This window comes from Acidovorax sp., assembly GCF_034519795.1.
In the GTDB taxonomy this organism is placed as follows: Bacteria; Pseudomonadota; Gammaproteobacteria; order Burkholderiales; family Burkholderiaceae_C; genus Acidovorax.
This window is the reverse complement of sequence record NZ_JAXHOB010000031.1, coordinates 210,038-229,086: the sequence shown is the minus strand read 5'-3', so window position 1 is coordinate 229,086 and position 19,049 is coordinate 210,038. Positions and strand designations below refer to the sequence as shown.

Annotated in this window: 16 protein-coding genes and 6 tRNA genes; 8 read left to right on the top strand and 14 right to left on the bottom strand. The window is 64.0% G+C overall.

What is annotated here, in order from left to right:
* Position 1: 1 nt before the first annotated feature.
* Together U5N23_RS31295 and U5N23_RS31290 are read right to left on the bottom strand one after the other, a co-directional pair.
* A complete protein-coding gene (locus tag U5N23_RS31295) occupies positions 2-1,981 on the bottom strand; it encodes a UvrD-helicase domain-containing protein (protein WP_322596558.1) in 1,980 nt (659 codons plus the stop codon).
* Entirely contained in the window at positions 1,981-3,531 is a 1,551-nt protein-coding gene (locus U5N23_RS31290; RefSeq protein ID WP_322596557.1) for a DNA cytosine methyltransferase, read from the bottom strand. Before U5N23_RS31290 ends, U5N23_RS31295 begins: the two co-directional genes overlap by 1 nt.
* Positions 3,532-4,570: 1,039 nt before the next feature.
* Here U5N23_RS31290 and U5N23_RS31285 point away from each other — a divergent pair.
* Positions 4,571-5,221: a restriction endonuclease gene (locus tag U5N23_RS31285; protein ID WP_322596556.1), complete on the top strand. Its 651-nt coding sequence runs from the start codon at positions 4,571-4,573 to the stop codon at positions 5,219-5,221.
* A 258-nt stretch (positions 5,222-5,479) separates the two neighbouring features.
* Here U5N23_RS31285 and U5N23_RS31280 read toward each other — a convergent pair.
* From U5N23_RS31280 to folC, 11 genes are all read right to left on the bottom strand, one after another.
* Positions 5,480-5,556: transfer RNA gene (locus tag U5N23_RS31280), tRNA-Asp, on the bottom strand.
* Positions 5,557-5,607: 51 nt separating this feature from the next.
* Positions 5,608-5,683 (bottom strand) — tRNA-Glu (locus tag U5N23_RS31275).
* A 35-nt stretch (positions 5,684-5,718) separates the two neighbouring features.
* A tRNA-Ala gene (locus tag U5N23_RS31270) sits at positions 5,719-5,794 on the bottom strand.
* 45 nt (positions 5,795-5,839) lie between these two features.
* A tRNA-Asp gene (locus U5N23_RS31265) sits at positions 5,840-5,916 on the bottom strand.
* A gap of 58 nt (positions 5,917-5,974) precedes the next feature.
* Positions 5,975-6,050: transfer RNA gene (locus tag U5N23_RS31260), tRNA-Glu, on the bottom strand.
* A 36-nt stretch (positions 6,051-6,086) separates the two neighbouring features.
* A tRNA-Ala gene (locus U5N23_RS31255) sits at positions 6,087-6,162 on the bottom strand.
* A gap of 99 nt (positions 6,163-6,261) precedes the next feature.
* On the bottom strand, positions 6,262-7,686 hold the full coding sequence (gene gltX / locus U5N23_RS31250; RefSeq protein WP_322596555.1) for a glutamate--tRNA ligase: 1,425 nt from the start codon (positions 7,684-7,686) through the stop codon (positions 6,262-6,264).
* A gap of 205 nt (positions 7,687-7,891) precedes the next feature.
* Positions 7,892-9,397: an amidophosphoribosyltransferase gene (gene purF / locus U5N23_RS31245; RefSeq protein WP_322596554.1), complete on the bottom strand. Its 1,506-nt coding sequence runs from the start codon at positions 9,395-9,397 to the stop codon at positions 7,892-7,894.
* 72 nt (positions 9,398-9,469) lie between these two features.
* Positions 9,470-9,958: a CvpA family protein gene (locus U5N23_RS31240; protein ID WP_322596628.1), complete on the bottom strand. Its 489-nt coding sequence runs from the start codon at positions 9,956-9,958 to the stop codon at positions 9,470-9,472.
* Between the two features lie 26 nt (positions 9,959-9,984).
* Positions 9,985-10,860 (bottom strand): SPOR domain-containing protein, encoded by an 876-nt coding sequence (locus tag U5N23_RS31235; protein WP_322596553.1) that lies wholly within the window; start codon positions 10,858-10,860, stop codon positions 9,985-9,987.
* A gap of 24 nt (positions 10,861-10,884) precedes the next feature.
* A complete protein-coding gene (gene folC, locus U5N23_RS31230) occupies positions 10,885-12,213 on the bottom strand; it encodes a bifunctional tetrahydrofolate synthase/dihydrofolate synthase (protein WP_322596552.1) in 1,329 nt (442 codons plus the stop codon).
* A 57-nt stretch (positions 12,214-12,270) separates the two neighbouring features.
* On the opposite strand from folC, the gene U5N23_RS31225 reads away from it, so the two are divergent.
* From U5N23_RS31225 to argG, 4 genes are all read left to right on the top strand, one after another.
* Complete coding sequence (locus U5N23_RS31225) at positions 12,271-12,660, top strand: arsenate reductase (RefSeq protein WP_322596551.1); 390 nt, start codon at positions 12,271-12,273, stop codon at positions 12,658-12,660.
* 146 nt (positions 12,661-12,806) lie between these two features.
* Positions 12,807-13,433, top strand: coding sequence for a glycine zipper 2TM domain-containing protein (locus U5N23_RS31220; RefSeq protein ID WP_322596550.1), 627 nt, complete (start codon positions 12,807-12,809; stop codon positions 13,431-13,433).
* Between the two features lie 210 nt (positions 13,434-13,643).
* Complete coding sequence (locus tag U5N23_RS31215) at positions 13,644-13,961, top strand: pyrimidine/purine nucleoside phosphorylase (protein WP_322596549.1); 318 nt, start codon at positions 13,644-13,646, stop codon at positions 13,959-13,961.
* Positions 13,962-13,984: 23 nt separating this feature from the next.
* Positions 13,985-15,325, top strand: coding sequence for an argininosuccinate synthase (gene argG, locus U5N23_RS31210; protein ID WP_322596548.1), 1,341 nt, complete (start codon positions 13,985-13,987; stop codon positions 15,323-15,325).
* Between the two features lie 71 nt (positions 15,326-15,396).
* Here the strand turns inward: argG and murB are convergent, their stop codons facing one another.
* Positions 15,397-16,470: a UDP-N-acetylmuramate dehydrogenase gene (gene murB / locus U5N23_RS31205; protein WP_322596547.1), complete on the bottom strand. Its 1,074-nt coding sequence runs from the start codon at positions 16,468-16,470 to the stop codon at positions 15,397-15,399.
* A gap of 73 nt (positions 16,471-16,543) precedes the next feature.
* Here murB and U5N23_RS31200 point away from each other — a divergent pair, with 73 nt between their 5' ends.
* The 3 genes from U5N23_RS31200 (at position 16,544) to U5N23_RS31190 (ending at position 19,041) form a co-directional block, all read left to right on the top strand.
* Positions 16,544-17,029 (top strand): YajQ family cyclic di-GMP-binding protein, encoded by a 486-nt coding sequence (locus U5N23_RS31200; RefSeq protein ID WP_322596546.1) that lies wholly within the window; start codon positions 16,544-16,546, stop codon positions 17,027-17,029.
* 304 nt (positions 17,030-17,333) lie between these two features.
* The gene (locus U5N23_RS31195; RefSeq protein ID WP_322596545.1) at positions 17,334-17,987 is read left to right on the top strand and encodes a retropepsin-like aspartic protease; all 654 of its coding nucleotides are present in this window, start codon (positions 17,334-17,336) and stop codon (positions 17,985-17,987) included.
* Positions 17,988-18,009: 22 nt separating this feature from the next.
* Positions 18,010-19,041, top strand: coding sequence for an HD-GYP domain-containing protein (locus U5N23_RS31190; protein ID WP_322596544.1), 1,032 nt, complete (start codon positions 18,010-18,012; stop codon positions 19,039-19,041).
* The last annotated feature ends 8 nt before the right edge of the window (positions 19,042-19,049 follow it).

Genomic DNA, 19,049 nt, shown 5'->3' with positions numbered 1-19,049 from the left:
TTCATTGTCCCTTGCGCTTCCAGAGCTTGAAGTCGCCCGTTCCGAACAGGGTCACTCCCAGCCAGATAAGACTCGAGCGCCATGGGTCCGGGATGGCGCGATGCTCGTCGCGAGTCGATGTCAGTGTGACGACCTCGCCGATGCGGAGGTTGTAGATGTTGTTGGGCAGCCCGTAGCCTCGACTCCACAGCACATTCAGTAGATCCTCCGTCAGCTGCCAAGCGGTCCGGCCCAGAACGAGGCCGTGCAGTTCGCCGCCTTGCAGTACGAGCTCGTAGCGGGCATCCCTGTGCCGTCCTGACTCCGGCACGGCTGTCACGCGCCGAAGCGCCACTTTGTATCCCCGCAATGCAGATGTCTGTCGGAGCAGCGTCTGCTGGACTTCGCTGACCTTAGCCTCCGTACCGAGTATCTCCTCGTCGACAAAGCTCGTCGCATCGATGTCACCTCGCAGTCCCATCTGGAGGTTCAGCATCTTTCCCCAGCCGACTTGTCTGGACCTTCCGTGAGGAAAGGGTGTGTCGTTGAGTGGCCTGTAGATGCACTCCGCGGGCAGGCGTCGGATCTGGAGCCCAGCGCGGGTAATAGCCACGAAGCCAATATTGGCCTCTTCGAGTGGGTCCGCCGGCGAATCGTCGTCTTTGCGCGGTCGCGATTCAAGCAGCTCGACGTTGTCGAACTCCATGCCCTTGGCTTGGTGAATGGTGGTCACCAGAATCTGCGCCGTGACTTGATTCTCGTCATCCGGAAATGAATCGGGCCATTCGAGGCGCTGACGGATGGACTCCATGTCAATCGATGCTGCCGTATCCGGCTGTCCCGCCGCGTGCGCAAGCATTCGCCAGGCCTGCTCGAAGCCTGGTATTGCGATCACCGCACGTACGGAAACATCAAGATTTGCCTCTGCACGAGCATGCAGCATCGCAAACACCGTGCGCGCAATGGTAGGCAGCTTGTAATGCGAGAAAAGTGCGGAGATCCACGCTGGCGCATGTACACCTTCGCCGGAAAGCTTGAGACGAAAATGGATCGCCGGGAGTCCTTCGGTCTGACCCAGAAGCATTGTGGCGACTCTCATCGCTTCGCCATTTGTCCGAGTCAGGATCGCGACGGAGCCTCGCGGCAGACTCGTCATCCACTTGGAGTCAATCCGTTCTCCCGTAGGAGATAAAGGCAGTCTGTCTAGCAAAACTCGCATAGCCTTCAGCTTGCTCGCCGGATCGAGCAAGTTGCTGCGCAGGATCTTGCGCATGCTTGCAGCGAGGGTTGCCAGCTGGTCTGTGGACCTGTAGTTCTTCTCCAGCCTGATCTCGGTCAGCCCGGTACCCATGCGTTTCTTCAGGTCCTCCCAGGGGTCTGTCGAAGGTGCGCCATCGCGAGCTCTATCCGCAAATCGGAATATCGCCTGTGCTGGATCCCCCAGAACCGTGAATCCGATCTTTGCCTTCCCACTATCGTTCAGCCTGCTGAGTAGCTCAGTCACCATTCTGGCACGCACGCCAGGCAAGTCCTGAAATTCGTCAACGATTACATGGCGCACGTTCTCCAGCCGGCTGGCCAGCGCGTCATCGGCAGGGTCTGCCAATCGTTCGGAAACCTCCGAAATATTATCGTCGTGCGTTCTTCGCAGCAGTTCAGCGGGAAGCGAGCCTGACTGCCGAAGCATGCGGAATGCCCAGGAGTCAAATGTCCGGATGGAAAGATGCCTCAGTTCCTCAAGCAATGCCTCGTCTTTCAGGTCCAGGCGTTTGATCCGCCGCGTCAAAGTCGCCACGGCGCTGCGCGAAAAGCTCAGGACCAGGATCTGCGATGGATAGAAGCCCGTGCGGAGTAGGTGCACCAGACGCATCGACGCGACCTGGGTCTTGCCGGTGCCTGGGCCCGCGACTACGAGAAGCCAATCGTCAGGAGACGCCTCTATGACCGAGCGCTGCTCCGCGTCCAGGGCGACGGCGGATACGGGAGCCCGCCCGGCGACCATCAGGCAGCCTTTCGCGCATGCGCAGGCTGCTGCAATGCTGGGGCAACGAGGCCATGAACTATCTCGGCGATCTGTCTTGCTAGAAAGGGCGGAACCGCATTGCCCACCTGAACATACTGCTGGGTACGAGTTCCCTCGAAGAAGTAGTCGTCGGGAAAGGTCTGCAGGCGGGCGGCCTCTCTCACCGTCAAACTTCTACATTGAGCGGGGTCGTAATGGATATAGTAGTGCCCGTCCTTCGCGATATGCGAAACGATAGTTGCTGACGGCGTGTTTTCGCATTGCACCCGAAATCGGTCACGGAAAGGAATGACACCATTAACTTCTTTGGCATTCTGGTGCGCAGGCAGCAGACTGTTGGGAAATTGCGCTAGTCGCGGAGAGGAGCCGAACTCCTGTGCGTAGGAGGCAGCAAACATGTACCTGCCCAAGTCGCTTGGCATGTGATCGCGAGCCTCGTGTTGCACGACACCGTCTAGCCCGGGTGCTGAGATCCATTTTGCGACCTCGGAGTGCGTGCGAGTCGCACGCATCGGAGTGAAGGCGCTGCCCGTACCCTCGACATCTTTTGCCCTAGCTATCGCCGTTCTCATTGCCGACAGCAGACGGTGCTCACCGGGCATGCCCGTTCCCCTGACTAGGTCTATGGTAGCGCGCAAACTCTCGTGCCATGCATGCAGATCATCACGGCCCCTCGAGAGTCGGCTCCGGATTTCTGGCATCCCTGCGAGTACGCTTCCCACGGTAGCCGGCGTGATCACCTTGTCAAGCAGTTGCCACTCCTGATGGGCGACATCGGAACGGACGCCGACCAGTATCAAGCGGTGTCGCGTCTGGGGAACACCGAAATGCTCGGACTCGATGATGTAGTCGTTCGGCGCAAGTTCAGCGAATCCAGGTCGTCTGACGAGGGACCTGATTTCATAGGAAACGCCTCGCATAGGCTCGGCCAGATCGCCAAGGATTCGGGAAAACATGGGGGAGCCGCCATGATGGGACGACAGCAGGCCCTTGACGTTTTCCATGACGAAGACGGGGGGTGCATGCTCGCGAATGATCCGCAGGTACTCCTTATAAAGGAAGTGCTTTTCATCTTCCTCAAATGCGGCGTCATTGGCTCGTCGCGCCCGCCCTGCAAGCGAGTACGCCTGACAAGGAGGACCTCCGATTAGCACCCAACTCGGCGAGCCTTTGACAGCTGCTGCGATCCGACGGTCCAAGTCTTGTGCATCATTTTTGCCGAGCTCAGCGTTAAGCACCTCATGCTCTGCTTCTTTGATGGCCTCGCGCACGATCGGAAAGACCTCGAACTCCGCTCTTGCAAGCTCGCCGCGCAGCAATGAAAAATAGGTGTCTAGTCGACCGGATTCTTCGAGGCTGCGGCGAATGGATCGCAGCCGCAAGGTACGACACGCCACTGAATCTTTTTCGACTGATAGTGCGATCTGAAACAGCCTGTCGCCGTTCTTGTCGCGCAAGGCCGAGAAGCCTTCGCCTAGCCCCCCTGGACCTGCAAATACATCGATGATTGGGACTCGGCCGTTCTTCATTGCAAGGCCGGCTTCCGAAGCAACGGGCGGGGTAGCGGACGACGTAGCAGGGGATGCCCAAAACCTAGCCCCAAGTCCAAACACCTATAAAAAGCGATCACTCCCTCCATCTACTACCTCCAGCTTTTTTAACATTATGCAGCCGTGGTCTGCGGAGCTTCTCTAGGCGATGCATGCGGCGTTGGCTCAGCGAAGGGGACTGCCCACCAGAAGTTCAAGCGCTGTCTGCCTCGCGTTCACCGAAGCAGCAGCACCGCGAAACCGCCTCTCCAAGCCCGACAGCAACGCGATAGATAGATCGTCGCTGGCAGTTGGCGAATGCCGCTTCAAACGCCGGCCACGACCTTATGCCAACTTACGAATGATAGCGTCAACCGCGTCCAACCTAGTCACAGCGAACGCGCCAAGCGAGGCCATCGTCGCTATCAACAAGCGGCAAGCCGAGGGCTTTGAAAATCTCCTCCGCGTCCAGTTCCAATACTTGCACGCCAGCAGCGCTCAGGGCAGACCTGGGACAGGTTTGAAACGGGAAGGCCTCCATGCAGGCGAGCACTAAGCGCGCCAGCTTGGCAAGCATCGGCTGCATCAACGCCCTGCAATGCGTCCGGCGCCGAAGTCTGTACGCCTACGAATCGGAAGGTCCATCTCGTTGAACGACCTTGGCCCGTCCTGCCGCCGGTCAGCGAAACGCGCCCTTCCTTTTGAGAAAAGTTTCGAAGTTCCATGAGGAAGCGGGCCATTGCGTGGGCGCCCAAGACGAGGCGCTGTGCCTCCCACCGCTGACGAAACCCGGCTACTTGGGCGAGCTCCTTTCGCAGAAGGAACGTAACGCTAAGTGTGGCTGACAGAAATGCGCTCAGAAAGTAGCCAGTTTTGTCCGGCCGCGCGCGCATCTTTTTTTTGAACGCAGAAGTCCGCTCCACCAACTATTCCTCAACCAGGAGAAGGCCCGTAAGGCAGCGAGATGCATTCTCTTCGGCCATGTGAATCCTCATTGTTGCAAACTTGCCAGACCCATCGAGACTTACTGGAATCGAACATGAGAAGCCCAGACAATCCCGAGGAGCCGCCTGCCTGGAAGATGTACGAGCGGCTAGTGGCTTTCGTGGAATCACAGCAGGACGATCCGGCACCGACCGTGCATCCGAATGTGAAGCTAGTCGGACACCTAAGTGGCACAGAGCGGCAGATCGACACGCTCATCGAATGCAGAGTCGGCGAGGATCGTTCGAAGCGCATCATCGTGGACGCGAAGCTGCATGCCAGACCTCTCGACGTAAAGGATGTCGAGGAGCTCGAGGGAATGATAAAGGATGTGCGTGCCGACCGCGGCTTCCTGGTGTGCCCGAATGGCTTCAGCGAAGCGGCTAGGCGACGGGTGCAGAAGACCATCAGCGTCAAGCTGCTGCATCCGGACGAACTCAACGGCATCATCCTTGACACGTGGAACGCATGCGCCAGCGAGGAGTGTCGTGCACGCACCTCAGGGAAGGGGCGTATCGAAGGGTGGGGCCTTTACGACGAGGTGTTCGATGCAGGAATCTCCGATGAATCCGTGTCTCCAGTCGCCGTTGGCAAGTGCGACGTCTGCTCCCGATTCAATGTGTGGTGTTGGGCCTGCGGCCAGAAATTCGCTCTCGAGAGTGATGAAGCGGAGGCCAAGTGCTGTTTTGCGATCGGTTCTGGCTGACTTCGGTCGAGCCCGAGGGCATGCTCGACGATGGAACAGAACTGAAATCGGTGCACCTCACAGTGGTTATGCCCTGTCAAGGGATCGCTGCCACAGCGACGGTCAGCAGGCGTCCACTCAATTGATTGCATCGCAGACAGTTCCTCATTCCGGACCACACATGCAGGCATCAAACACGTCACCTGTGATCAAGTGCTCCCACGCCACCGACAAAGAAAAACGGGTTGCGGCATTTCTGCTGCAACCCGTTCATTGTATTGGCGGAGTGGACGGGACTCGAACCCGCGACCCCCGGCGTGACAGGCCGGTATTCTAACCAACTGAACTACCACTCCTGGTAGATAGCTTTCACCTGCATTCTTCAACACAGGCCAAGCGCTACAACTTGGCGACCCTACGGGGATTCGAACCCCGGTACTCACCGTGAAAGGGTGATGTCCTAGGCCTCTAGACGATAGGGTCAAAACCTTGGAGCTAACCAACTAACCAAAAAACCGTGGTGGAGGTAAACGGGATCGAACCGATGACCTCTTGCATGCCATGCAAGCGCTCTCCCAGCTGAGCTATACCCCCACTGGCCCCTGCACATCATCAAACCGACATGCAACGGCAATAAACTGGCGGAGTGGACGGGACTCGAACCCGCGACCCCCGGCGTGACAGGCCGGTATTCTAACCAACTGAACTACCACTCCTGGCAGGCAGCTTTCGCTTGCAGCGGTGTTGCCACCTCACAAGCCAAGCGCTACAACTTGGCGACCCTACGGGGATTCGAACCCCGGTACTCACCGTGAAAGGGTGATGTCCTAGGCCTCTAGACGATAGGGTCAAAACCTTGGAACTTGCGAACCGTTCTGATGGAAGGTGGTGGAGGTAAACGGGATCGAACCGATGACCTCTTGCATGCCATGCAAGCGCTCTCCCAGCTGAGCTATACCCCCACTTGGCGCGGCTGGAAATACCTTCCCAGACCGCTTGTTCCGACTTCATTCACACTGTGTATGTCGTCTTCATCAGAGACTCAAATTATAGACAGGTTTTTAGCGGTTTTGCAAACGAACGCCAATTTTTTCGCGTCCGATCAATTCCAGCACCGCATCGACCGAGGGGGTGTGGGCCGTGCCCACCGTCAGCACGCGCACCGGCATGGCCAGCTGGGGCATCTTCAGGCCGTGCGCCGCCAGCACCTGCTTGAAGGCGGCGCTGATGGCGGCCTTGCTCCACTCGCAGGTGGCCAGCGCTTGCGCCAGCGCGGCGATGGCCGGCTTGATGGCGTCCGTCACATGCTGGGCGAGTTCCGCCTCGTTCGGCGTCACGTCGCCATAGAACACCTGGGCCCAGTCGGCCAGAGCCACGGTGGTGTCGCAGCGGTCCTTGAACAGCGCGCAGATGCGCGGCAGGCGGCCATCGGCCAGGTCGGCAGCGGCCAGGCCGCGCTTTTGCAACTGGGCCGAGACCAGGGCTGCCAGGGCCTCGTCGTCCATGGCCTTGAGGTGCTGGGCGTTCACCCAGCGCAGCTTGGCCTCGTCGAACTGCGCGGCGCTGCGGCCCAGGTGGTCGAGGTTGAACCATTCGAGGAACTGGGCGCGGCTGAAGATCTCGTCGTCGCCGTGGCTCCAGCCCAGGCGGGCCAGGTAGTTGACCATGGCGTCGGGCAGGTAGCCCTCGTCGCGGTACTGGGTGACGGGCTTGGCGCCGTTGCGCTTGCTCATCTTCTCGCCCTGCTCGTTCAGCACGGTAGGCAGGTGGGCGTAGACCGGCGGCTCCTTGCCCAGGGCGCGGAAGATGTTGATCTGGCGCGGCGTGTTGTTCACGTGGTCGTCACCGCGGATCACGTGGGTGATGGCCATGTCGATGTCGTCCACCACCACGCAGAAGTTGTAGGTGGGCGTACCGTCGGGGCGCGCGATCACCAGGTCGTCGAGCTCGTCGTTGCTGATCTCGATGCGGCCCTTGACCTTGTCGTCCCAGGCGACAACGCCGCCGTGCGGGTTCTTGAAGCGCAGCACGGGCTGCACGCCTTCGGGGATGGCCGGCAGGGTCTTGCCGGGCTCGGGGCGCCAGGTGCCGTCGTAGCGCGGCTTTTCCTTGGCGGCCATCTGCGCTTCGCGCAGGGCATCGAGTTCGGCGATGCCCATGTAGCAGGGGTAGACCAGACCGGTGGCCTTGAGGTCTTCGAGCACGGCGCGGTAGCGGTCCATGCGCTGCATCTGGTAGAACGGGCCCTCGTCGGGCTGCATGCTCAGCCACTCCATGCTTTCCAGGATCACGTCCACCGCCACCTGGCTGGAGCGCTCCACGTCGGTGTCTTCGATGCGCAGGATGAAGTCGCCGCCCATGGCACGCGCGAACGCCCAGGGGTACAGGGCCGAGCGGATGTTGCCCAGGTGGATGAAGCCCGTGGGCGATGGCGCGAAGCGCGTGCGCACGCGGCCGGCGGCGGGGGTGTTGTTCTGGTCGGTCATAGAGGTCTTGCTGGGTGGGCCGCCCTGCCCTGCCGCGGTAAAGGCAGGCGCGAAGGCGGCGGTCAATGCCGGTAATGATAAGTGCCGCGCCACAGGCTGCGGGGTTGCGCCCCCTGAAACGGCATGGGCGCACCGTTTGATCGGTGCGCCCACGAATGGCTGCCAAGCAGGGATGCAGCCTCGCCCGAGGCTGCATTCAGCGCGCTCAGGCGTCTTGCGCGTTGGGGAGCGCCAGGCGCGAAGTGTCTTCCTCGTTCTCTTCCACACCCACGCGGCCCTCGTTCAGGCGCGCGATGTCGTCGGCGGTGATGTCACCCGTGACGTAGGTGCCATCGAAGCACGACGCGTCGAAGCCCACGATGGCCTTGTTGAGCGAGCCGATGGCGCGCTTCATTCCATCCACGTCCTGGTAGATCAGGGCGTCGCAGCCGATGACCTGGCGGATCTCTTCCACCGTGCGGCCATGGGCCACCAGCTCGCTGCTGGTGGGCATGTCGATGCCGTACACGTTGGGGTAGCGCACCGGTGGCGCGGCACTGGCGAGGTAGACCTTGCGGGCACCGGCGTCGCGCGCCATCTGCACGATTTCGCGCGAGGTGGTGCCACGCACGATGGAGTCGTCCACCAGCAGCACGTTGCGGCCCTTGAATTCGCTGGCGATCACGTTGAGCTTCTGGCGCACGGACTTCTTGCGCACGCCCTGCCCCGGCATGATGAAGGTGCGGCCCACGTAGCGGTTCTTCACGAAGCCTTCGCGGTACGGCACGCCCAGCAGGTGCGCCAGTTGCGTGGCGCTGGGGCGGCTCGACTCGGGGATCGGGATGATCACGTCGATCTCGTTGGGCGGCACGGTGGAGACCACGCGCTTGGCCAGGGCCTCGCCCAGGTTCAGGCGCGCCTGGTAGACCGAGATGCCGTCGAGCACCGAATCGGGGCGTGCCAGGTACACGAACTCGAAGATGCAGGGGTTCAGTTGCGGGCTCTCGGCGCACTGGGCCGAATGCACCGTGCCGTCGAGCGTGATGAACACGGCTTCGCCAGGCTCGATGTTGCGCTCGAACACGTGCGAGGTGCCCTCCAGCGCCACCGATTCGCTGCCCACCATGACGTTGCCGTCCGCGCTGCGGCCAATCGCCAGCGGGCGGATGCCGTGCGGGTCGCGGAACGCCAGCAGGCCGTGGCCGGCGATCATGGCGATCACGGCGTACGAGCCCTTGATGCGCTTGTGCACGGCACGCACGGCGTCGAACACGTTTTCGGGCTGCAGGGGCACGCCGGCGGTGGCACGCTCGAGTTCGTGCGCGAACACGTTGAGCAGCACTTCCGAGTCACTGTCGGTGTTGGTGTGGCGGTGGTCGGTCTGGAACAGCTCCGTGCGCAGCGTCTGGGCGTTGGTCAGGTTGCCGTTGTGCACCAGCACCAGGCCGAAGGGCGCGTTCACGTAGAAGGGCTGGGCCTCTTCCTCGCTGTAGGCGTTGCCGGCCGTGGGGTAGCGCACCTGGCCCAGGCCTACATTGCCGGGCAGGGCCCGCATGTTGCGCGTGCGGAACACGTCGCGCACCATGCCCTTGGCCTTGTGCATGAAGAACTTGCGGCCCTGCTGGGTCACGATGCCGGCTGCATCCTGGCCCCGGTGCTGCAGCAGCAGCAAGGCGTCATAGATCAACTGATTGACGGGCGCGGTACTGACGACGCCGACGATTCCACACATAGTTCGTTTCCATCCGTTTGCGGGAACATCCCCGCTGCAAACCCACGACAACCGCTTCTGGCCGTTGCCGCCTCACGAAGGCAAGTGCCTCGTAAATTCTTCCGGAAGCGCCGGTTTCAACCCTTCGAGCACCTGGGCCAATACCGGCGCGCCCCGCGATTCCCGCCACCACGCGGCTTCGTGCAGGGGCGTGAGCCCTGCCACCACGGCCACGGCCAGCAGCAGCACCATGCCCCTGAGCACCCCGAAAACCGCCCCCAGTGTGCGGTCTGCCGGGCGCAAGCCGATCGATTCCACCAGCTTCTTGGCCACCCAGGCCAGAAAGCCGCACGCAAAGACCGCACCGATGAACACCAGCGCAAACCCTGCCGCATAGCGCAGGCCTGCGGTCGATTCGCCCATGGGCAGCAAAGCCGCCACATCGTCGGCAAACCACTGCGCCACAAAGAACGCCGCCACCCATCCCGCCAGGGACAGCACCTCATACACCAGGCCGCGCCAGGCCCCCATCAGCATGGAAGCGAGCAGCACGGCCACGAAAATCCAGTCCAGCGCGGCCATCACCGGCGCTGCAGCCTGCTCCGGCATCAGATTGTCAGCACCGACGCCGACAGCTCCAGCGCGCGGATCTTGCCGGCCGCCTTGTCCGCGTCAGCGCGGTTGCCAAAGGGGCCCACACGCACCCGGGTACGCTTGCCATCCTTGGTGTCCACCACCTGCGTATAGGTCTTGAGCCCGGCACGCTCCACCTTGGTGCGCGCCTCGCGGGCCTTGTCCGCATCGGCAAACGCACCCACCTGCACGATGAAACGGGCGTCTTCGGCACTGGCCGAGGCGGCGGCTGCGACGGCCGGCGCTGCAGTGCGGCCCTCCAGCAGCGCGCGGGCGCGGGCGGCCTCGTCGTTGGCACGCGCCGGCACTGCCGGGGCTGGCGCTGGCGCGGCTGCCACTACAGCCGGCTTGGGCTCGGGTTTCGGCTCAGGTTTCGGTTCGGGTTTGTGCTCCGGCTTGGGCGCGGCCGCCACCACGGGCGGCTTGGGCACCAGCGCAGGCCTGGGGCTGGCGATGATCTCCTCGCCTTCGCTCAGGCCGTTGCCGGCGCTGCCCTGGCCTGTCGCGGCGGAGCGGCTGCCGGTCGGCGCGGCGGCAGAGGCCGGCGCGGGCGACGGCGCCTGTGCAACCGAGGGCGCAGGGGCCGGCACCACCACGGGCGCGGTCCGGTTGCGATCCGGGATCTCGATGGGAATGTCCACCGCGATGGGGCGCGGCTGGGTGTCGAACAGCAGCGGAAAGCCCACCACGCCCAGGGCCACCAGCACGGCAGCGCCGATCAGGCGGTGGCGCGCACGCCGGCGCATCGCTTCGATGCTCTCGGCCGGGGGCGCTGCGCGCGAGCGCTTGGCCGGCTTGTCGGCCGGTGCGGGTTCACTCTGACCGGGCCACCGAAACTTGAAAAATGCCATGGAGTTGCGACTCGTGCGGGGTGCTTACGCGCCCAGATGTTTGGCGTGCAGGCGGGGGGTGCCGTTGATCAATACCCCGCCCACCGTGTAGAACGAGCCAAAGACCACGATTCTATCAGCGGGGCCTGCCGCCGCCACGGCCGCCTGCAGTGCCTGCATGGGGTCTTGGTGCACGCTGGTGGCCACCTCGCGGCGCCCGCCGGCCACCATCTGCAAGGCATTCCACTTCTGCTGCAGTGCCGCGCCCGTCTCGGCCCGGGGCGTGGGCAGGCTGGTGAAGTACCAGCGGTCCACCAGCGGGCCCACCTTGGCCAGCATGGTGGCCAGGTCCTTGTCGGCCATGGCGCCGAACACGGCGTGCGTGGTGGGGAAAAAACCCATCGCATCCAGATTGGCCGTGAGGGCCGCCACCGAATGCGGGTTGTGCGCCACGTCCAGCACCAGTGTGGGCTCGCCCGGCACGATCTGGAAGCGCCCGGGCAGCTCCACCATGGCCATGCCGGTGCGCACGGCCTGGGCCGTGACGGGGATGCGCTCGCGCAGAGCCTCGAAGGCGGCCAGCACGCCCGCAGCGTTGACCAGTTGGTTGGCACCGCGCAGCGAGGGGTAGGCCAGGCCCGCATAGCGGCGGCCGCGCCCGGCCCAGCTCCACTGCTGCTTGTCGCCCGAGACGTTGAAGTCGCGGCCCGAGCGCCACAGGTCGGCGCCGATCGCCGCAGCATGGTCCACCACGCTCTGCGGGGCCATGGGGTCGCTCACGATCGCCGGGCGGCCGGCGCGCATGATGCCGGCCTTCTCGCGGCCGATGCTTTCGCGGTCCTTGCCCAGGAATTCGGTGTGGTCGATGTCGATGCTGGTGATGATGGCGCAGTCGGCATCGATGATGTTGGTGGCGTCGAGCCGCCCGCCCAGGCCCACTTCCAGGATCGCCAGGTCCAGGCGCGCCTGGCTCATGAGCCGCAGGATGGCCAGGGTGCTGAACTCGAAGTAGGTCAGCGAGATGGCCTCTCCGCCCTGCACCCGGGCGGCCTCCACCGCCGCGAAGTGCGGCACCAGGTCGGCGGCGGCCACGATTTCGCCGTGCACGCGGCAGCGCTCCTCGAAATGCACCAGGTGTGGCGAGGTGTACACCCCCGTGCGGTAGCCCGACTGCAGGCCCACGGCCTCCAGCATGGCGCAGGTGGATCCCTTGCCGTTGGTGCCCGCAACGGTGATCACCGGGCAGTCGAAGCGCAGCGCCATGCGCCGGGCCACTTCGCTGACGCGGTCCAGGCCCATGTCGATGTTGTGCGGGTGCAGGCGCTCGCAGTGCTGCAGCCAGCCTTCCAGGGTGTCGATATTATTGGTGTGCATACAGCCCGCGATTGTCGCCGAGCCTGCCACCACCCACATCCTGCCGCCCTATTGCCCATGACAACAGCACGCACCATCACCCTTTACGGCATTCCCAACTGCGATACCGTGAAAAAGGCCCGCACCTGGTTCACCGACCAGGGCCTGGCCCATGCCTTCCACGATTTCAAGAAACAGGGGGTGCCCGCCGACCGGCTGCCCGCCTGGCTGGCCGCCGTGGGGCGCGACAAGCTCGTGAACCGCCAGGGCACCACCTGGCGCAAGCTCGACGCCGACACCCAGGCCGCCGTGACCGACGACGCCAGCGCCAGCGCACTGCTGCAAGCCCAGCCCAGCGTGGTCAAGCGCCCCGTGGTGGAGTGGGTGCAGGGCGGCACAACCCACATTTCGGTCGGTTTTGCGCCCGAAACCTGGAACGAATGGGCTGCAGCGGACTCCAAACACTGAAATCGCCCGGATGCAGTGCACTGAAACCGGAGATATTGCACAAATCTTTACGCAGTTTTACGGCCTGCCCACCCGGTATTGACGGGCAACGCCTAAACTTTTCGACAGTCTGGTGCGTTATGCACTGACCTGAAAGGAGTTTCTCCATGAAAAAGATCGTCGTTTTTTCCGCCCTGGCAGCCATCGCCTCCATGGCCGCAGCCCAGGAACAGGGCCGCGTGCTCTCGTCCACCCCCATCGTCCAGCAGGTGGCCGTGCCGCAGCAGGTCTGCAACAACGAAACCGTGTACAGCGGCAACCGCACCTCGGGCGGTGGCGCCGTGCTGGGTGCCATCGCTGGCGGCGCCGTCGGCAACCAGATCGGCAAGGGCAGCGGCCGTGCGGCCGCCACGGCGCTGGGCGTGATCGGTGGCGCCGTGCTGGGCAACAACATCGAAGGCAATGGCCAGCCACAGTACGAAAACGTGCAGCGCTGCCACAACCAGACCTACTACGAGAACCGCACCGTGGGCTACAACGTGACCTACGAATACGCAGGCCGCCAGTACACCACGCGCACCCAGTACGACCCGGGCCGCTGGATCCCCGTGAGCGTGCAGCCGGGCCAGACCTACTCCACGGAACCCTCGTACCAGCAGGGCTATGCCCAGCCCGGCGTGGTCACCTCGACCTACCCCGCACCGCCCCCCACCTATGTGACGCCCCCGGTCACGGTGATCGAATACGGCTACGACCGCTCGTACCACCACCCGCGCAATCCTTACTGGCGCTAAGAACCGCTGAGTTCGGGCGGGCAGCCCAGGCAGCCGGCGGCAGGAGCACGCCACCGGCCCAGTGACCATTGCCGTTGACGGCTGCCCTCCCCTTGCGCCAGTCTTCAAAGAGCCCTTCGGGGCTCTTTTTTTTGCCCTGCGCCGTATCGAAAGCTTCCATGCGGCATGGTGGCCTAAAATCAGGGGTTTCCCTCCAACCAACGCGCATCCATGACCACCGAAAAAATCGACGGCGTGTCCGTCACCACCCAGGCCAATGTGTACTTCGACGGCAAGTGCGTGAGCCACAACATCACCTTCCCCGATGGCACGAAGAAGTCGGTGGGTGTGGTGCTGCCCGCCTCGCTGACCTTCAACACCGGCGCGCCCGAAATCATGGAATGCGTGGGCGGCGAGTGCGAGTACAAGCTCGACGGCACCGACGCCTGGGTCAAGTCCGGCGCGGGCGAGAAATTCAGCGTGCCTGGCAACTCCAAGTTCGATATCCGCGTCGCCAGCGCCTACCACTACATCTGCCACTTCGGCTGAGCCCCGAGAAAGCCCTGAACGACATGGCCACCATCCTCCAGAACCTGCCCCTGAACCAGAAGGTCGGCATCGCCTTCTCCGGCGGCCTCGACACCAGCGCCGCGCTGCGCTGGATGAAGAACAAGGGCGCCCTGCCCTATGCCTACACGGCCAACCTGGGCCAGCCCGACGAGCCCGACTACGACGCCATCCCCGCCAAGGCCATGGAGTACGGCGCCGAAAAGGCCCGCCTGGTGGACTGCCGCACGCAGCTGGCGCACGAAGGCATTGCGGCCCTGCAGGCCGGCGCCTTCCACATCAGCACCGCCGGCGTCACCTACTTCAACACCACGCCGCTGGGCCGTGCCGTCACCGGCACCATGCTGGTGGCCGCCATGAAGGAAGACGATGTCCACATCTGGGGCGACGGCTCGACCTTCAAGGGCAATGACATCGAGCGCTTTTACCGCTACGGCCTGCTGACCAATCCCTCGCTCAAGATCTACAAGCCCTGGCTGGACCAGCTGTTCATCGACGAGCTGGGCGGCCGCGCCGAGATGTCGGCCTTCATGACCAAGGAAGGTTTCGGCTACAAGATGAGCGCCGAGAAGGCCTACAGCACCGACAGCAACATGCTGGGCGCCACGCACGAAGCCAAGGACCTCGAATTCCTGAACAGCGGCATCCGCATCGTGAACCCCATCATGGGCGTCGCGTTCTGGAAGGACGACGTGCAGGTCAAGTCCGAAGAAGTCTCGGTGCGCTTCGAGGAAGGCCAGCCCGTCGCCCTGAACGGCGTGGAGTTCAGCGACCCCGTGGCCCTGATCCTGGAAGCCAACCGCATCGGCGGCCGCCACGGCCTGGGCATGAGCGACCAGATCGAGAACCGCATCATCGAGGCCAAGAGCCGCGGCATCTACGAGGCCCCGGGCCTGGCGCTGCTGCACATCGCCTACGAGCGCCTGGTGACTGGCATCCACAACGAGGACACGATCGAGCAGTACCGCCTGAACGGCCTCAAGCTCGGCCGCCTGCTCTACCAGGGCCGCTGGTTCGATCCCCAGGCCATCATGCTGCGCGACACCGCCCAGCGCTGGGTGGCCCGCGCCATCACCGGCACCGTGACGCTGGAACTGCGCCGCGGCAACGACTACTCGCTGCTGAACACCGAGTCGCCCAACCTGACCTACGCCCCCGAGCGCCTGAGCATGGAGAAGGTCGAGGACGCGCCGTTCTCGCCCGCAGACCGCATCGGCCAGCTGACCATGCGCAACCTGGACATCATCGACACGCGCGCCAAGCTCGGTGTGTATTCGCGCAGCGGCCTGCTGTCGCTGGGTGGCAATGCCGCTCTGGCGCAACTGAACGACGAGCGCAGCGAGTAACACCGCTCCCGCACCATGAAGAAAGCCACCCTCGGGTGGCTTTCTTGCATTGGGGGGTGAACAGACGCAACCTACACAACCACCGGCTCTGGCTCCAGCCGGATGCCGAAGCGTTCGTACACGCTGGTCTGGATGGCCTTGGCCAGGGTCATGACCTCGCCGCCCGTCACGCTGTGGGCGCCGCGCCCGCGGTTGACCAGCACCAGGGCCTGCTTTTCGTACACACCGGCCTTGCCGATGGACTTGCCCTTCCAGCCGCAGGCATCGATGAGCCAGCCCGCCGCCAGCTTGATGCTGCCGTCGGGCATGGGGTAATGCACGATCTTGGGTTCGCGCGCGATGATGTCGGCGCATTGCTCGGGCGATACCGTCGGGTTCTTGAAGAAACTGCCGGCATTGCCCACGACGGCCGGGTCGGGCAGCTTGGCGCGGCGGATGTCGCACACCCAGTCGAACATCTGCTGCGCAGTGGGCTGCTCGATGCCGGCCTCGGCCCTGCGGCGCTCCAGCTCCAGGTATCCCAGCACGGGCTTCCAGGGGCGCGGCAGCCGAAAGCGCACGTGCGTGATCACCGCGCGCCCGGCCAGGCCCATGCCGCGCGGCAGCCCGCCGGCCACCTCGGGTTGCGAAGGGGCGTGCTTGAAGACCGAATCGCGGTAGCCGAAGGCGCACTGCGCGGCATCAAGCGTGAAGCGCTCGCCCGTGGCCAGGTCCACCGCGTCCAGCGACTCGAAGCGGTCCTGCAGCTCTACGCCATAGGCACCGATGTTCTGCACCGGCGATGCGCCCACGGTGCCGGGGATCAGCGCCAGGTTTTCCAGGCCCGGATAGCCCTGCGCGAGGGTCCAGGCCACGCAGTCGTGCCAGACCTCGCCGGCGCCGGCCTCGACGATGAAGGCCTTGGGAGTCTCTTGCACCAGGCGCAGGCCCTTGATCTCCATCTTCAGCACCACGGGGCGCACGTCACCGGTCAGAATAATGTTGCTGCCGCCGCCGAGAACGAAGGCCGGGCTGCCAGACAGTTCTTTGTCTGCCAGGAAGGCCGAAATATCATCGGCCGAGCGCACGCGCACCAGGGTTTGGGCGCGTGCCGCAATGCCGAAGGTGTTGCAGGGCTGCAAAGGGGCGTTTTTCTCGACTACCATTGGCCCGATTGTCGCACCCGCGCATCCTGGCGCTGCGGCGAAAACCGTATTCCCGAGAGAGAGAACCACCACCATGCCATCTTTTGACACCGTCTGCGAAGCCAACCTGGTCGAAGTGAAGAACGCGGTCGAAAACACCGCCAAGGAAATCGCCACCCGTTTCGACTTCAAGGGCACGTCGGCCAGCATCGAGATCAAGGACAAGGACATCACGCTGATCGGTGATGCCGACTTCCAACTCACCCAGATCGAGGACGTGCTGCGCAACAAGCTCACCAAGCGCAACGTGGACGTGCGCTTCCTGGACATGGGCGACGTGCAGAAGATTGGCGGCGACAAGGTCAAGCAGGTCATCAAGGTGAAGAACGGCATCGAAAGCGAGCTGGCCAAGAAGATCCAGAAGCTCATGAAGGAAAGCAAGCTCAAGGTGCAGGCCGCCATCCAGGAGGACAAGGTACGCATCACCGGCGCCAAGCGCGACGACCTGCAGGCCGCCATGGCGCTGATCCGCAAGGACGTGACCGACGTGCCCCTGTCGTTCGACAATTTCCGCGACTGAAATGAAACACCCCCTGAGTCGCTTCGCGCCTTCCCCCTCTCTCTCCTCGCTGCGCGAGTCGGGAGGGGGACGCCCCCGGTGCGGCGGGGCGGCCCTTGCACGGGGGCACTGGCCTGGGCCGTGCTTGTTTCGTACGATGTGGGTGGCGCGCTGCGCCGTGGATCATTGAGATGCTTACCCTCCTGAATCACTTTGCGCACTTCCCCTGTCCCGTCCTGCCAAGCCATACGGGAGGGAGACGCACTCAACACGGCGGGGCGGCCCTTGCCCGGGGACAGTTGCTCTTGATGCGGTCTTGCGCCCCATGAAGCCGATTCGCGCAGCTCTCTCCCTGGCCCTGTCGGCCGGCTTGGCCTTGCCGCTGTCTGCGTTGGCCGCCGACCAATCCATCGCCCTGGCCGGCGTGCTGGGCAGCAAGGCGCTGCTGGTGGTCGATGGCAGTGCGCCACGCGCCGTCGGGCCGGGCGAGACGCACCAGGGCGTGAAGGTGCTGTCCGTCACGCGCGACGAAGCCACGGTGGAAGTCCAGGGCACCCGGCGCCTGCTGCGGCTCGGTGAATCACCCGTGGCGCTGGGGTCCAGCGGCAGCGGCAAGCGCATCGTCCTCATGGCCGACAACCAGGGCCACTTCATCAACACCGGCACCATCAACGGCAAGCAGATGAAGTACATGGTGGACACCGGCGCGTCCGTGGTCGCCATCGGCAAGCCAGACGCGGAGCGCATGGGCATCAAGGTCGACGACAGCCAGAAAGTGATCATGAGCACGGCCAACGGCTCCGCCGTGGGCTGGCGCGTGCGCCTCAATTCCGTGCGCCTGGGCGACGTGGAAGTGCTCGGCGTGATGGCCGTCATCATGCCCGAGGGCATGCCCTTCGTGCTGCTGGGCAACAGCTTTCTGACCCAATTCCAGATGACCCGCAACAACGACCAGATGGTGCTGGAAAAGCGCCACTGAACCGGCACGCACCACCCCTGCCATGAACGCCTCCACCCCCCTGCCCGGCAACAGCCCCCCCGAGGGCGAGTACGAGGACTTGCTCGGCCTGTGGTCGGACCTGGAGTCGGCCCTGTCGGTGCTGTTGTCCAAGCCGCTGCAGGTGCAGGATTTTCCAGGCAAGGTGCGCAACTTCGACCTGTGGCTGCAGGAGCTGGTGGCGCACGACATCGACGCCGCGCTGTACCTGATGTTCCAGCTCGCCTCCACCTCGTCGGTGGGTTACAGCGCAGCGCACGCGCTGGTCTGCGGCACCCTGTGCCACATCATGGCGCAGGACCTGCGCCTGGCGCAGAGCGAACGCGACAGCCTGGTGCGCGCCGCACTCACCATGAACATCGGCATGACCGCGCTGCAGGACGAACTGGCCGAGCAGCGCGACCGCCCCAGCAGCGCGCAGCAGGAAGCCATCCGCAGCCACCCTGAGGAAAGCCAGGCCCTGCTGGAGCGCCTGTTCGTGAACGACCGCCTGTGGCTCGACGTCGTCGGCCAGCACCACACCAACATGGCCGACCAGATTCCCCTGGCCCAGCAGAACCCCGAAGACCGCCTGACGCGCATCCTGGGCACCATCGACCGCTACGCGGCCATGATCAGCCCGCGCAAGTCGCGCGCCGGGCGCAGCGCCACCGATTCGGTGCGCGCCATCGTAGGCCAGGAGGATGACCAGCGCGACGAGGTGAGCTATACCCTCGTGCGCTCCATCGGCCTGTGCCCTCCCGGCACCTTCGTGCGGCTGGACAACGGCGAGGTGGCCATCGTGCTGCGCCGCAGTGAAAAAGCCAACTATCCGCTGGTCGCCAGCCTGCTGGATCCGGTGGGCCAGCAACAGACCCAACCCAATCTGTACCAGACGGCCAGCGGCAAGCCCCGCATCCAGTCGGCCGTGGCCCGCTCGGCCGTGAAGGTGGAGCTCAACCACCGCACCATGGTGCGGTTGGGCCTGTATGCGGCGCAGCGCATCTCCAGCATGCGCACGCTGATTACGGCGCCCGCTGCGCTGGGCGCGCGATAGCACAGGCT

Bases quoted from the DNA above. Each gene is read 5' to 3' on its own strand.
- U5N23_RS31295 (WP_322596558.1), bottom strand. From the start codon at position 1,981: ATGGTCGCCGGGCGGGCTCCCGTATCCGCCGTCGCCCTGGACGCGGAG.
- U5N23_RS31290 (WP_322596557.1), bottom strand. From the start codon at position 3,531: ATGAAGAACGGCCGAGTCCCAATCATCGATGTATTTGCAGGTCCAGGG.
- U5N23_RS31285 (WP_322596556.1), top strand. From the start codon at position 4,571: ATGAGAAGCCCAGACAATCCCGAGGAGCCGCCTGCCTGGAAGATGTAC.
- gltX (WP_322596555.1), bottom strand. From the start codon at position 7,686: ATGACCGACCAGAACAACACCCCCGCCGCCGGCCGCGTGCGCACGCGC.
- purF (WP_322596554.1), bottom strand. From the start codon at position 9,397: ATGTGTGGAATCGTCGGCGTCGTCAGTACCGCGCCCGTCAATCAGTTG.
- U5N23_RS31240 (WP_322596628.1), bottom strand. From the start codon at position 9,958: ATGGCCGCGCTGGACTGGATTTTCGTGGCCGTGCTGCTCGCTTCCATG.
- U5N23_RS31235 (WP_322596553.1), bottom strand. From the start codon at position 10,860: ATGGCATTTTTCAAGTTTCGGTGGCCCGGTCAGAGTGAACCCGCACCG.
- folC (WP_322596552.1), bottom strand. From the start codon at position 12,213: ATGCACACCAATAATATCGACACCCTGGAAGGCTGGCTGCAGCACTGC.
- U5N23_RS31225 (WP_322596551.1), top strand. From the start codon at position 12,271: ATGACAACAGCACGCACCATCACCCTTTACGGCATTCCCAACTGCGAT.
- U5N23_RS31220 (WP_322596550.1), top strand. From the start codon at position 12,807: ATGAAAAAGATCGTCGTTTTTTCCGCCCTGGCAGCCATCGCCTCCATG.
- U5N23_RS31215 (WP_322596549.1), top strand. From the start codon at position 13,644: ATGACCACCGAAAAAATCGACGGCGTGTCCGTCACCACCCAGGCCAAT.
- argG (WP_322596548.1), top strand. From the start codon at position 13,985: ATGGCCACCATCCTCCAGAACCTGCCCCTGAACCAGAAGGTCGGCATC.
- murB (WP_322596547.1), bottom strand. From the start codon at position 16,470: ATGGTAGTCGAGAAAAACGCCCCTTTGCAGCCCTGCAACACCTTCGGC.
- U5N23_RS31200 (WP_322596546.1), top strand. From the start codon at position 16,544: ATGCCATCTTTTGACACCGTCTGCGAAGCCAACCTGGTCGAAGTGAAG.
- U5N23_RS31195 (WP_322596545.1), top strand. From the start codon at position 17,334: ATGAAGCCGATTCGCGCAGCTCTCTCCCTGGCCCTGTCGGCCGGCTTG.
- U5N23_RS31190 (WP_322596544.1), top strand. From the start codon at position 18,010: ATGAACGCCTCCACCCCCCTGCCCGGCAACAGCCCCCCCGAGGGCGAG.